The organism is Anaerotignum sp., from assembly GCF_017483025.1.
In the GTDB taxonomy this organism is placed as follows: domain Bacteria; phylum Bacillota; class Clostridia; order Lachnospirales; family Anaerotignaceae; genus Anaerotignum_A.
Map to the genome: position 1 here is coordinate 83,492 of NZ_JAFUMA010000066.1, position 12,645 is coordinate 96,136.

Sequence of the window (12,645 nt, forward strand, 5' to 3'; positions counted from 1 at the left end):
ATCAAGGCTTTCTTTTTTCTGTTTATTTTTTGTTCATCTGTGTGCCCTGGCCGCAAAGGTCAACGGTCACATGGAGCACCTTTGTCTTGGAAGAAACGCCAATACCCACTTCCTGCATGGTGCTGTCCATCAGGCCATTATGCTTGGAAGCTGTGCGCATCCATTCCTGATAGATATTCACCACATCGCCACGCTGTCTGGCAATGGTTTCGGAAGCTGTCAGGAATTCCTTCCCACGCTCCATAATACGTCCGAAAGGCGTAGAGCCATCGGAGCCGGTATAATCAAAATAATTATTGGAAGTCATATCTTCAGAATGGGCTCTCGCCACGTCCCAAAGTTTTTTATCCCAAACCAGTAAGGGCAATCCTTTTTCTGTTCTGCGTACCTGAATCAGATCCAGCAGCTGCATTTCAATATCACCCTTTGTGGTATACTGCAAGGTACTCATAGGGTCTTTTGTCTGCACAAAATCCTTTGTCTGCAGCAACAGGCCACAGATATTGCCCATATAATCCAAAGGCACTCTTGCCTCAGATAGCTCATTGTAAATCACGCCGCTGTGTTCCGCGCTGCTGACATAGGCAAGATTTTCAATATCCGCCATCGTCCCCTTGCCATTCATACTCATATAGGAAAAATCCGTTCCGGGTACAAAAATTTCAACTACTTCGCCATTTTTAAACGTCGCAAAGAAATAATCCACATAGTCGTTGAGATAAATATATCTATCCAGACCATAAATCGATTCATCGATACGGTCGGGCTCGCCCCAGACTGTTTTCAGTTCTTCTGCCGTCCAGTTCAGAGATATCTTCTTTTCTCCCACAGTCACCGTCTCTGTTTCCGCTGCGGCTGTCACTTCCCGTTGGGATTCTTCCGGCTTCGTTTCTTCCGGTACGACTACCTCAGATTCTTCAGGTACGACCACTTCGGGTTCCTCAGGAACAACTACCTCTGGCTCTTCGGGTGCAACCACTTCAGGTTCCTCAGGAACAACTGCCTCCGGCTCTTCGGGTACGACAACTTCAGGTTCTTCGGGTACGACAGGTGTCAATTCTCCTCCTGTCTGTTCCAAAGCATAGCGATATGCTTTTACGAAAGAAACCACCGCTTCCTGCACCGTCATTTCACGGAAAGGGCCATACGTGCCGTCTTCATAACCGGAAACGATACCTGCGCCGTACAGCTGGTCGATGTATCTGTTAGAGGAATCATAGAGCAAAGCCGTATCGGTAAAAGGATTCTTTACCGCTTCATTTGTCAAGTCAACACCGCAGGTCTTTAGCACACGAGCTACCATGATCGCCATCTGTTCTCTGGTCAGCGTGCGGTCAGGGGCGAATACGCCGGGTTCCACCCCGCCGATGATGCCCGCTTCATAAGCCGCAATCACATCTTTGTCGTCGCAGTCAGAAAAAGGGGTAGCCTGTGTAGCTTTCCATTCCTGATCTGTCGTAACATTCAAAAAGCGCATGACCATCTTGCAGAATTCTTTTCTGCTCATGGGCGATTTTGCCTTCTGCAGTTCCGCATCCGTCAGCAGACCTTCGTGATAGGCAAATTCCATAGAAGGCTTTGCCCAATTGCCCGCATTGGTTTCAATGGCAGCAAAGGAAGGCACTGCAGCCGTGATACACATTACCCCCGCAAGGAGGAGCGCTGCAAACCGTTTCATAAGATTCATCCTTTCTCGGAAAGCGGAGCTCTAAAAAAACTTATACATAAAAACAAGCCTTTCGGCTTTTTCCTCTCCGCTTTTCTTAACCTTTCCGCAAAACTGTTTCAAGGTTTTTTCGATTCTGTTACAATTTTATGAACATACGTTTGTATTTTATTATAACACAAAATTCCATATTGGCAAGGAAAATCGTGTTTTTCTCTCCACAAGAACCATCAAAATGCACAAATTTCGGAATCTTTCCACCATTTTGACGCAAAAAAAGAGCCGAATCACTTCGGCTCGTTCTTTTATTCTCCCAATGCCATCTGACCAGGCAGGTTGTTTGCCGCCTTATCTTTTTCCTGAATAAAATGGCCTGTAGTAGGAATTTTCTTTGTACGATAATATTCATGGTCTTCCGTCAGGAATTCCTCTTTGGTGAATACCTGTGTCACGGTGCTGTTTTTCTTCAGCGTGAAGACCTGCACGCCGGTGGCGTTTTTCGTGGCACTGGAAGGAACCAGCTCTGTATTCATCAGAGTCGCCTTATCCGTATTGCGCATCAGGATGAAGTCGCTTTCCTCGTCGATCTTTGCCATACGAACCAGTTCCGCCTTAGAAGAATACCCATTGATCAGCTTCTTACGGTTTGTTTTTGTTTCGTAAGCATTCAAAGGCACCTTTGCCGCCTTGCCGTTGGCAAAGAAGAATACCATCTGCCCTGTGTAATCGGCTGTTGCCGCCATATAAACAATGGTTTCCTCCGCTTCCATATTCAGCAGATTTGGAAGATAATCCCCCAGTACGCTGGCTTTTGTGTCGGCGATATCAGAAGCCTTCATTTTATACACATTCTGCTGATTAGAGAAGAAAAGCAGTTCCATCCGATTCATACCATCCTGTTCCATCAGCATCACGTCTTCTTCCTTCATCTTCTGTTCCCCGGCCATACGCAGGGATGCCTGAGAAATTTTCTTGAAGTAGTTTTCCTTCGTCAGGAAGAAACGTACGGGATAATCTTCAATAAAGTCATCCTTCGTCAGGGTCGTCACATCATCTTCGTGGATGATCTCTGTCTTTCTTTCCTTGCCGTATTTTTTCGCTACAGCACGCAGCTGCTTGCAAATGATATTTTTGATCTTTGCATCGGATTTCAGCGTCTCATTGAGATTTTTGATATCCTCTTCCAGAATCTTCAGTTCTTCGATGCGTTTGATGATATATTCTTTGTTGATGTTACGCAGTTTGATCTCAGCGATATATTCCGCCTGGATCTCGTCGATATCAAAGCCTGTCATCAGATTAGGTACGACCATTTTTTCTTCTTCCGTATTACGGATGATAGCAATGGCCTTGTCAATATCTGCCAGAATCTTCGCCAGACCCTGCAGCAGGTGGAATTTATCAGATTTCTTCTGGATATCGAAAGCGATCTGTCTGCGAATAGAATCCATACGGAATTCCGTCCAGTGTTTCAGGATATCCCCCACGCCCAAAGTCATGGGTCTGCCTTTGATGAGGACATTAAAGTTACAGCTGAAACTATCCGCCAGTGGTGTCATGGCATAAAGCTTGTGCATCAACAGTTCCACATTGGTACCACGTTTCAGATCGATGGCGATTTTCAGACCATTCAGGTCGGATTCATCTCGCACATCAGTGATATCCTTGATCTTGCCCGCCTTTACCAGCGCAATGATCTTATCTACAATGGCTTCGATATTGGTTGTATAAGGAATTTCATATACTTCGATACAGTTATCCTTTTTATCATAACGATATTTCGCCCGCAATTTCACACTGCCGCGGCCTGTTTTATAAATCTGCTCCAAGTCCTTCCGGCTATAAATCAGTTCACCGCCGGTAGAAAAATCAGGTGCAGAAAGATGCTCGCACAAATCAATGGTATCATCCTTGATGAATTTTGCTGTTGCCTCGCAGAGCTCCGCCAAATTGAAGCTACAGATGGAGGACGCCATACCAACGGCAATGCCCAGATTGGGATTCGCCAAAATATTAGGGAATGTGGTGGGCAGGAGAGCAGGCTCTTTCATACTGCCGTCGTAGTTATCCACAAAATCTACTGTATTCTTGTCGATATCCGCAAAGACTTCCTGACAAATACCTTCCAGTTTTACTTCCGTATAACGGGACGCAGCATACGCCATGTCCTTAGAATAATATTTACCAAAGTTCCCCTCAGAATCCACAAAAGGCACCAGCAGGGCTTCGTTATCCCTGGTCAGGCGCACCATAGTCTCGTAAATGGCGCCGTCGCCGTGGGGGTTCAGTTTCATGGTCTGCCCTACGACATTGGCAGATTTGGTTCTGTCGCCCTTCAAGAGGCCCATCAGGTACATGGTATAAAGGAGTTTTCTGTGGGAAGGCTTGAAACCGTCGATTTCGGGAATGGCGCGGGAAACGATGACACTCATGGCATAAGGCATGTAGTTGATTTCCAGCGTATCCGTTATTTTCTGTTCCTGTATGAAATTATCATGGTATTCTTTTTTGCTTGTTGTTTTTTTCTTAGCCATTGTAATACCGTCTTTCTATTTCAAATTAAGCATTAGCTCAAATCGATCATATCTAAATATTTGTGACCTTCTTCAGCGATATGTTCTTTTCTGCCTGACAGGTTTTCCCCCAGCAGCAGTTCGAAAATCTGCTGTGTACGTTCCGCTTCATCGGGCGTTACCAGAATCAGGCGTCTGGTTTCGGGGTTCATCGTTGTTTCCCACATCATTTCCGCTGCGTTTTCGCCCAGACCTTTGGAACGTTTGATCTTCACTTTGCCTTTCAGCTTGGACGTGATCTGCGCCTTTTCCGCATCGGTATAGGCAAAATATTTATCCTTCCCGTGACGGATTTCGTACAGGGGGGATTCCGCGATATAGACTTTCTTTTCATAAATCAGGGAAGGAACCAGTCTGTAAATCATCGTCAGCAGCAGAGTACGTATCTGGAAACCATCTACGTCCGCATCGGTGCAGAGGATGACCTTGCTCCATCTCAGCTGATTGATATCAAAAGAATTCAGACCTTTATCGTGCTTGGATTTCACTTCCACGCCGCAGCCCAGAACCTTCATCAGGTCAATGATGATATCGTTGTTGAAAATCTTATTATAATCCGCCTTCAGGCAGTTCAGTATCTTACCGCGAATGGGAATGATCGCCTGGAATTCCGCATCTCTGCCCTGTTTACAGGAGCCCAGAGCGGAATCGCCTTCCACGATGTAGATTTCACGTCTTGTTACGTCCTTCGTGCGGCAGTTGACGAATTTTTCCACACGGTTATTCATATCCAGATTGCCTGTCAGCTTTTTACGAATGTTCACACGGGTGTTTTCTGCTGTTTCGCGGCTGCGCTTATTTGCCAGCACCTGGGCCGCGATCTTATCCGCATCCATCTTGTTTTCAATAAAATAGATTTCCAGCTGCTGACGGAAAAAGTCCGTCATAGCTTCCTGAATGAATTTATTGGTGATGGATTTTTTCGTCTGGTTTTCATAGCTGGTCACCGTAGAAAAAGAATTGATGACCAGGATCAGGCTATCTTCCACATCTGTAAAGGTGATTTTCTTTTCATCCTTCTTATACAGATTGTTGTTTTTCAAATATTTATCAATGGCAAAGACAAAAGCATTTTTGACCGCTTTGTCAGGAGAACCGCCATATTCCAGAAAGCTGGAGTTGTGGTAATATTCCAGCACATTTACGTGGTTATTGAAGCAAAAAGCCGTTTCAAATTTCAGCTTATATTCCGGCTTATCCTCGCGGTCTCGGCCCTTGGTTTCCGTCTGCAGATAGTGGACGGCAGTCAGGCCTTTATCCCCGCTCAGTTCCGCCAGATAATCCTTGATACCGTTTTCATAGCAGTAGTGGAAAGTTTCGCCGCTTTCTTCATCGTACAGCTCAAACAGCAGACCCGCGTTTACCACCGCCTGTTTTTTCAGCACATCCTGAAAATATTCCAGAGGAATACGGATATCTGTGAAAACATCTCTGTCGGGGCGCCATGTGATCTGTGTGCCAGTCGGGTGTTTTTCCGCCGCTTCCTTCATCAGACCGCCGACATTCTCGCCCTTTTCGAAATGCAGCTGATAGCACATGCCATCACGGTAAATCACCGCATCCATAAATTCGGAAGCATACTGGGTCGCACAGGTACCCAGACCATTCAGGCCCAAGCTAAACTCATAGTTTTCACCTGTATTGTTCTGATATTTACCCCCTGCGTACAGTTCGCAGAAAACCAGCTCCCAGTTGAAACGGTCTTCCTTGGGGTTATAATCCACAGGGATACCACGGCCATGGTCCTTTACCAGGATGGACTGGTCTTTATATCGAATGATTTCGATTTTCCTGCCATAGCCTTCCCTTGCCTCATCAATGGAGTTTGAGAGGATTTCGAAAAAGGCATGCTCGCACCCATCCAGACCATCAGAACCAAAAATAACCCCGGGACGCAGACGGACTCTATCCGCCCCTTTCAGGGAAGTGATACTTTCGTTATTATAATTTGAATTTTGCTGCTTCTTCATAGCGACACCTGCTTTGTTTCATTTCTGGCAGACCCAATATCTTGAAATAAACACAGTCTGCCCCACTATATCTAACTTTACAGGAGTTGGAAGGATGTGTCAAGCGAACACTTTTAATTTCTGTCCTCCTTTCTCCAAAACAGATTGCAAAAAATCTGCCTGACTGGTATAATGTATAAGTTATTTCATAATTATACCCATGGGGACGTACTCAAGTGGTTGAAGAGTTCAGACTCGAAATCTGATAGGTCGGGCAACCGGCGCGAGGGTTCGAATCCCTCCGTCCTCGTAACAGTTTTTTTGGGCGTTTTCCTTAAAATAAGGGAAACGCCTGATTTTATAAGATCTGCCTATCTTTTCTGCATAAAAACCGTCGCTCTTGGCATACTATAAAATGGTGATGTATATGAAGAAAAGAAAGTATCTCCCCTATATCGTATCTATCCTGATCCCTTTGGCAGTAGGCGGCATCGCTGCTATTTTCACCGTCAAAGGCATGCCATTCTACAAAACACAAAGAAAACCGTGGTTTACACCACCGGAAATCCTTTTCCCCATCGTTTGGACCATCCTCTACGTCCTCATGGGGATCGGATCGGCTTTGATCTGGAAATCGGATACCCGGAATAAAACAACAGCATTGAAGATATATGCCGGTCAACTGGCGGTCAATTTCTTCTGGAGCGTAATCTTCTTTGGACTGCATTGGTATCTCATTGCATTTTTCTGGCTGCTTTTGCTCATCGCACTGGTGATCCGGATGATAAATGCCTTTCGTTCCATCCGCCCCGTTGCAGCTTATTTACAAATCCCCTATCTGCTGTGGTGCTGCTTCGCCGCAATTCTCAATTTTTCAATTTGGTTTCTAAACCGCTGAGTATGCCATCCTCCATGGATGGCTTTTCTTTTTGAGAATAATTCCCATTAAAATGCTATATATTGGCCGTTGACTTCTCAAACTACACATGATATGCTTTTTCATACAAAGTTAGCGTATGTTAACTTTCTTGACTATGCCCTTTGGCGATAGCCAGAAAGGAAGTTTATATGAAATATATATGGATCAACCCAGTTACGGAAAGCATGTACACACCAGCCGCGTTATCTGCCTTTTTACAGAAAAACGGCTATACGGCAGTTACTGTTTCCACCAACTGGATCAATATTGTAAAAGAAAAATATAAAGCTGCCGTAGCAGATTCTTCTCTTCCCGTGATGGATATGCGCTGTCCGAAAATTCTCGAACTGGTAAAAGAAAGCGGCATCTCCTCCGCTGTCACGATACCCGAAATCGAACCCATCCTCATCCATTGTGGGCGGGAAATCAGCCAGAGAGAAGACCTTCGCGGCACAGAAAAAATCATCACCACCCCTTGCAAAGCTCTGGCGGATATGGGCAACGCCCTTGCCCTGCCGGAAACGACATTCCTGCCCTGGAATGAATTTCTGCGCATCACAGGCAGCGAACCGGCTGCCACTTCCTTAGAGAAAAGTCCTATTCCTCCCGGCTTTTTTGAAGGACTAGGCTTCTCTCACCACTCCGTCACAGGGGAAACAGAGATTCGGGAACTCTTTCAAAGCGAGGAATTGCATCACACCGACCTAGTCGAGCTGCTCTTCTGCAAAGATGGCTGCCATAACGGCGACGGTGTGAAAATATCTGCAAATTGAACCAAAACATATCAGTTTTACCCTCTTTTCTTTTTGCAACAAGCATGTTATACTGACAAAAAACGTGCTAACCGCAAAGGGTAACACCTGAGCAAAAAGGCGTTCAGACAAGCATGATGAAACCCAGGGACAACTGCACCCTTTTCAGAGTCTGCGCTTTTTCGCGCGGACTCTTTTTATATACAGAAAAAGGTGAATTTACATGAAAAAAACACTCTCGGCCCTTGCGCCTTTTATCGGCATCATCGCCGTATTCGCCGCATGGTTCATCATTTGCCGATTGGGCATATTCAGTACATATGTATTGCCGACACCGGAAAAGGTTTTTGATAGTTTTCTGAAAATGCTGGTCTCCGGTGAAATTTTCGAAGATGTCATCATCTCTCTGGTCCGCATCCTGAAAGGCTTTTCCATCGCCTTTCTGCTGGCCTTTGTTCTGGGGATGTTCCGTTCTCTGGTGCCCGCTTCGGAAAAATATTATGACTATATCGTTCAGTTTTTCCGCAACGTGCCCCCGCTGAGCCTGATCCCCCTGCTCATCCTCTGGTGCGGCATTGGGGAAACTACAAAAACTGTCATCATCGTACTGGCGTCCTTCTTCCCCATGTATCTGAACATTGTAAAAGGCTTTACCGGCTGCGACAAGAAGCTGCTGGAAGTGGGCGATGCCTTCGGCTATACAAAATTCGAGAAATTCAAACACATCATCCTGCCCTACGCTTCCGCTGATATTCTGGTCGGTATGCGTATCGGCATGGGCTACAGCTGGCGCGCCATCATCGGCGCAGAAATGATCGCCGCATCCAGCGGTATCGGCCACATGATCCTCTTTGCTCAGGAAATGAGCCGTACGGATAAAGTCATTGTGGGTATTTTCGTAGTCGGCATCGTCGGCCTGGTGACAGATAAAATTTTTGGTATCCTGTTGAGAAAACTATTTAAAGGGAATGGTGAAAATGGCTGGAATTGAGTTGAAAAATATACAGAAAACCTATCCCGTGGACGACCATACCATCCATGTTTTGAAGGGTATCAACTTACAGATCCCCGAAAAAAGCATCACGGTCATCCTGGGTCGCAGCGGCTGCGGGAAAACCACTCTGCTTCGTCTGGTGGGCGATCTGGAATCTCCCGATTCCGGCGAAATCAATTTCGATGTCGCCCATAAAACGGCCTTTGTCTTTCAGGAATCCCGTCTGATGCCCTGGCTGAATGTTTGGGACAACGTAAAATTCGGGTTGAAAAAACAGCCCTGCGATGATACGGCTATCCAATCCATCATCGACACTGTTGGCCTGAGCGGCTTCGAAAAAGCCTATCCCAATCAGCTTTCCGGCGGCATGCAGCAGCGCGTTGCCATCGCCCGGGCCTTGGCGTATGATCCATCCTTCATTATGATGGACGAGCCCTTCGCCGCTTTGGATTACTTCACCCGCGACCAGATGCAGAAGGAATTGATCCGCCTGCAGAAAAGCCGCGGTGCCAGCATCCTTTTCGTGACCCACAGCATCGACGAGGCCCTGCTTCTGGGGCATAAGATCGTGGTCATCGAAGACGGGCAGATCAAAAAGGAATTCCTCATCGAAACAGAAAGCGATGAAAGAGATCTGCTGGCAGATGCATTTATCCAGCTGAAAAGGGAAATTATAGAACAGTTGGATTTATAATGAGGTTTCGCTGCCAAAGGGCAGCATTACCATATAAAAGAGAAAAATAAAAGAGAAAAGAAACTTATTTTAGGAGGTCAACATGAAAAAGAGATTTATTGGTATGGCAATGGCAGCCCTGATGGCTGCAACAGCACTGACAGGCTGCGGCGGCGGTTCCGCAGAAGAATCCCTGGATAAGCTGACATTCACTTATGTAACATCCCCCCTGAACGTGCCTTCCATCATTGAAAAGGAAAAAGGCATCTTCGCAAGCACATTTGAAGATATGGGCATTTCCGTAGAATATGCGGAACTGACATCCGGCGCAGACCAGACACAGGCACTGGCTTCCGGCGATGTACAGGTGCTGTATGCCGTAGGCGCAACATCCGTTATCCTTTCCGCAGCAAATGATGCAGATATCAAAGTTCTGAATATGTACAGCCGCTCTCCCAAGGCTTTCTGCATGTATACACAGGATGAAAGCATCACTTCCCCCGAAGACCTGCGCGGCAAAACAATTGCAGGTCCCACAGGCACAAACCTGCATGAATTGCTGGTTTCCTATCTGGCAACAGCAGATATGACAATTGACGATGTAAACTATGTAAATATGTCCATCCCCGAAGCAAAAGCAGCACTGGACGGCGGCAGCCTGGATGTGGCTCTGGTGGCTGGCGCAACAGCATATCAGGCAAAACAGCAGGGTTACCACCTGATCGCAGATGGTGAAGGTCTGATCGACGCCATCATCGCAGTGGCAGTAACAGATGAATTCTACAATGCGCATCCTGAAATCATCGAAAAACTGAAAGAAGCACAGGATGAAATCGCTTCCTTCATCAGCGAAAACGAAGCAGAAGCACTGGCGATCGTTGCTGCGGCTCTCGACCTTGATGAAGCAGCAGTGGCCGAAATGTACGAATACTATGATTTCTCCACAGAACTGACAGAAGCAGACAAAGCAGGTTTCCAGAACACAGCAGATTTCATGTTCGAATCCGGCATGATCGAAAATGAACTGGATGTAAATACTCTGTTCTATGAATAATCAAACAATGGACGCAAAAAATATGGTGACTGTCCGCAAGAACGGCCCCCTCCTCTCCTTTACCTATGAGGAGCTTCTCGCCCATCATGGCGGCGCCATGCCCGGCGGGGTCGCCCTTGCCTTTCGTATGCTGCAGTGGGTCTTCACAGACGTCCTGAAGACCATCCCCGAAAGAGGACAGTGCAGCTTCTACAGCGGCCTTGGCGAAAATGGCCGTGGTATCATCGACACCGTTACGAAAGTCCTTGGCGTCGTGGAAAACGATTCCCTGCGGTTGGATAAAGCCTACAGCCTGGATAAAACAGGCCCTATGGCTCCTGGCGGCGGCAGATATTATTTCGAATGTGGCACAAAGGATAAGCTGGTAAAGCTGGCGGTGAAAGACGGCGCCATCCCCGAAGAATTTTTCCGCTGCTCCGCAGAAATGCATAGAAAACGCCAGAGCGGCGAACCCATCACCCAGGCAGAAACAGACCACCTGCAGCAACTGCGCATAGAGCTGAGCAAAGCCATCCTTGCGGCAGACAGCAGCGATCTGTTCGTACTTTTATAAACATCCTATAGAAACTACTCCTCACAAAAAGAAAGCGAGAAAATGGACATCCATCTTCTCGCTTTTCTTTATTCTTTCCCATCGAAACGAATGATCGTTCCATAGTCTTTTTTTCTCTCCAGAAGCTTTCTGTCTATCTCCTGTTTCAATTCCCAATTGGGCCGCTTTGTCTCATAAGGCACCACCAGGTCGAATACCAGATTTTTCTGCTTTGCTCCGCCCACGATACGGAAGCAATGCATGGATACCTCCGGCGCCACCTCCTGCATGATTTCATCCATCACCTGATGCATGTCGTTCCATTCAGCATCATCCGTCAGCACAGGGTCATAATGGATGACCAAATGCACATTCAGCTTTTCCAGCGCTTCACATTCGATCGTATCGATGATGTCATGCCCCGCCAGCGGGTCGATCCGTGCACTCAGTTCCACATGGATAGAAGCAAAGCATCTGCCCGGGCCATAATCATGGATCAACAGATCATGTACATTCAACACCCTTTCATGGGACAGAACCAGTTTATTGATCTTTTCCACCAGCTCCACCTCTGCCTGTTCTCCCAGCAAGGGGGAAACGGTCTCTTTCACGGTATTCACCCCGGAATAGAGGATAAACAGCGCCACCAGCAACCCCACATAGCCATCGATATTCACATGGAACAGATACCCTACCAGACACCCCAACAAAACTGCTGCAGTAGAAACCACATCGTTTCGACTATCCACAGAAGTAGCCTGCAGTGTCAGAGAGTTGATTCTCTTTCCCAGAGTGCCAAAAAACAGAGACATCCAGAGCTTCACCAGAATGGATGCTGCCAGAATGGCGATGGTAATGAGGGAAAAATCCACCGGCTCGGGATGGATGATCTTCCCCACAGAAGATTTCACCAGTTCCACGCCGATGACCAGGATCAGCACTGCAACAGCCAATCCCGATAAATATTCATATCTGGCGTGGCCATAGGGATGGTCTGCATCCGCAGGCTGCTGCGCCAGGCGGAACCCTAAAAGCGTCACCACAGAAGAGGATGCATCGGATAAATTATTCACCGCATCGGCAATGATGGCGACAGAGCCCGCCATCAGCCCTGCCAAGAGCTTCCCCAGAAACAAGATGCAGTTGCAAACAATGCCCGCTGCACCCGCCAGCTTCCCCACAGAAGCCCGCACCCGCATATCCTCTGTATTCTGATAGTCTTTCACAAATAATCGCAGTAGAAGTTTTGTCATTTTCCTACCTCCAAAAATGATATTAAAAAAGCATCTGCAGGAACATATAAACTGTCCCGCAGATGCCTTTCATCCGCTGCAATAAATGCCCGGCCACACGGTTTCCCGCTGCCTGCTCAGTTTGTACTGTATGAGTGGTTGGTTCAATGCAGTGCAAAATATTCCTATGATGATATCTTATTCCTAACTTCCTGTCAAGGTGTCAAAAAATCTTTTTTCTCAATTACGAATTCCAATTTATCGTTTCATTCATCTTACCATATCCTACTCCCCATTTCAA

At 46.7% G+C, this 12,645-nt stretch carries 10 protein-coding genes, 1 tRNA gene and 1 riboswitch; of the genes, 7 read left to right on the plus strand and 4 right to left on the minus strand.

The window, feature by feature from the left end; all coding sequences use genetic code 11:
* Positions 1-22: 22 nt before the first annotated feature.
* The 3 genes from IJ369_RS05900 to IJ369_RS05910 all read right to left on the minus strand — a co-directional run bounded on the left by IJ369_RS05900 (position 23) and on the right by IJ369_RS05910 (position 6,209).
* Positions 23-1,678: an S-layer homology domain-containing protein gene (locus tag IJ369_RS05900; RefSeq protein WP_290717168.1), complete on the minus strand. Its 1,656-nt coding sequence runs from the start codon at positions 1,676-1,678 to the stop codon at positions 23-25.
* 293 nt (positions 1,679-1,971) lie between these two features.
* Positions 1,972-4,200, minus strand: a complete 2,229-nt coding sequence (locus IJ369_RS05905; protein ID WP_290717171.1) for a DNA gyrase subunit A — start codon at positions 4,198-4,200, stop codon at positions 1,972-1,974.
* A gap of 32 nt (positions 4,201-4,232) precedes the next feature.
* Positions 4,233-6,209: a DNA gyrase/topoisomerase IV subunit B gene (locus IJ369_RS05910; protein ID WP_290717173.1), complete on the minus strand. Its 1,977-nt coding sequence runs from the start codon at positions 6,207-6,209 to the stop codon at positions 4,233-4,235.
* A 201-nt stretch (positions 6,210-6,410) separates the two neighbouring features.
* On the opposite strand from IJ369_RS05910, the gene IJ369_RS05915 reads away from it, so the two are divergent.
* From IJ369_RS05915 to IJ369_RS05945, 7 genes are all read left to right on the plus strand, one after another.
* A tRNA-Ser gene (locus IJ369_RS05915) sits at positions 6,411-6,498 on the plus strand.
* A 117-nt stretch (positions 6,499-6,615) separates the two neighbouring features.
* Entirely contained in the window at positions 6,616-7,086 is a 471-nt protein-coding gene (locus IJ369_RS05920; protein ID WP_290717175.1) for a TspO/MBR family protein, read from the plus strand.
* Positions 7,087-7,256: 170 nt separating this feature from the next.
* Positions 7,257-7,880, plus strand: a complete 624-nt coding sequence (locus tag IJ369_RS05925) for a hypothetical protein (protein WP_290717178.1) — start codon at positions 7,257-7,259, stop codon at positions 7,878-7,880.
* A gap of 202 nt (positions 7,881-8,082) precedes the next feature.
* Positions 8,083-8,850 carry an ABC transporter permease gene (locus IJ369_RS05930; RefSeq protein ID WP_290717181.1) on the plus strand — a complete coding sequence of 256 codons (768 nt, stop codon included), beginning with the start codon at positions 8,083-8,085 and terminating at the stop codon, positions 8,848-8,850.
* Positions 8,837-9,547, plus strand: a complete 711-nt coding sequence (locus tag IJ369_RS05935; protein ID WP_290717183.1) for an ABC transporter ATP-binding protein — start codon at positions 8,837-8,839, stop codon at positions 9,545-9,547. Before IJ369_RS05930 ends, IJ369_RS05935 begins: the two co-directional genes overlap by 14 nt.
* 82 nt (positions 9,548-9,629) lie before the next feature.
* Positions 9,630-10,580 carry an ABC transporter substrate-binding protein gene (locus IJ369_RS05940; RefSeq protein ID WP_290717185.1) on the plus strand — a complete coding sequence of 317 codons (951 nt, stop codon included), beginning with the start codon at positions 9,630-9,632 and terminating at the stop codon, positions 10,578-10,580.
* Between the two features lie 7 nt (positions 10,581-10,587).
* A complete protein-coding gene (locus tag IJ369_RS05945; RefSeq protein WP_290717187.1) occupies positions 10,588-11,133 on the plus strand; it encodes a hypothetical protein in 546 nt (181 codons plus the stop codon).
* A 68-nt stretch (positions 11,134-11,201) separates the two neighbouring features.
* Here the strand turns inward: IJ369_RS05945 and IJ369_RS05950 are convergent, their stop codons facing one another.
* Positions 11,202-12,365: a cation diffusion facilitator family transporter gene (locus IJ369_RS05950; protein WP_290717189.1), complete on the minus strand. Its 1,164-nt coding sequence runs from the start codon at positions 12,363-12,365 to the stop codon at positions 11,202-11,204.
* A 49-nt stretch (positions 12,366-12,414) separates the two neighbouring features.
* Positions 12,415-12,495: riboswitch (NiCo riboswitch) on the minus strand.
* Between the last annotated feature and the right edge of the window lie 150 nt (positions 12,496-12,645).